Origin of the sequence: Methanoregula sp., assembly GCF_002835825.1 — an archaeon.
Lineage (GTDB): Archaea > Halobacteriota > Methanomicrobia > Methanomicrobiales > Methanospirillaceae > Methanoregula.
Genome location: NZ_PIZH01000619.1, coordinates 1 through 1,233 on the forward strand (window position 1 = coordinate 1; position 1,233 = coordinate 1,233).

Here is a 1,233-nt window from a genome sequence, read left to right on the forward strand (position 1 = left end):
CTCCGGATGCAGGATGTGGGCGAGACGATGCTGCCCGAGCCCGGCGACCCGGAACTGTTACGGGGATCGGGATACGGCCTTTTCCTTGTATCCCTGCTGCTGCTCGTGTATTTCCTGGTTGTTTTTCTGAACAGGTAATGCCCGGTCATGACAATATTCCAGATCCTCATCAGGCACGCTGGCATGCCTCCAGGATTGACCGTATAACAATCAGCAGGCTCATGAAGGGTCCGCACTGCCTGCCATTCGGCCGGAATGGGTACGAAAAGGATCCTGTGTCTATGATTGTCCGGTCTATATCTTTCCCATCAGCCGGGAGGACTTCCGGATTTCCCGGATAGTCCCTGCCATCCCCTCAATCTGGAAGAGCACGCGCGAGAACTCACTTCCCGTTGGGGTCTTATGGGACGTAAAACGCCTGAGGTACTCCTGGTACTGGGTGGTGATGATATCCCTGAGATGGTCGTCCTGCACCCGCATGGATTCATTGACCTCATCGGTGAAGACCGGGAAGGATTCCCCCAGCGTTTTTAAGTTAATGCTGCATGGGATCAGAGAATATTCAAGCGCTGCACGGGATTCATCCGAGAGGGTGATCCCCATTTCCTGGATCTGGTGGATCATCTCCACGAGTTCCCCGGTCTGGGTGGCGAGCACCTGGCCGAGCTTGGAGATGCGGACAAGGCCGGCAAGCCGGGCTGCTTCCGGCGGGGAAAGATCCCGTGTCGAGACCGTGAGCGCAGCACTGCTGATCTGTGCATCAAGGTAGGTGGCATAGTCCTGGAGCTGCCGTACCTGCGGAGAATAGTGCTTCGGGTCACGCACCATGCCCTCCAGTTCTTCGAGCAGTTTTACCGGAATGGTCAGGAGGTGACTTATCTCCTGTTCCACCTGATGGATGGCATCAGGGGCAGCATCGGGCGGGGGATGGCTGATATGCCGGGTGACCAGGACCACGTCATCCTCTCTCCCCGGAACGATCCGCATCACTGTCCGCTCGAAGGGCCGGAGGAGGATAAGGAAGATGATGCAGCAGATGAGGTTGAAGATCAGGTGGGCATTTGCCACCTGCTGGCCGGCGTCGCCCCCTAGCGAGATAACGAAGTTCGTGAAGGGGACAAGGAATGGCAGGAAGATCAGCACGCCCAGGAAGTTGAAGAGGAAGTGCGCGACCGCAGCACGCGTCGCCGAGGTGTTCATGCGTGAGGCGACCAGGAGCGATGTTGTCGTGCT

Annotated in this window: 1 protein-coding gene; it reads right to left on the reverse strand. The window is 57.6% G+C overall.

All coding sequences use genetic code 11. From position 1 onward, the window contains the following. Positions 1-294: 294 nt before the first annotated feature. The coding region (locus CW742_RS13870) for a hypothetical protein (RefSeq protein WP_292421391.1) at positions 295-1,233 on the reverse strand (939 nt) is incomplete at its 5' end.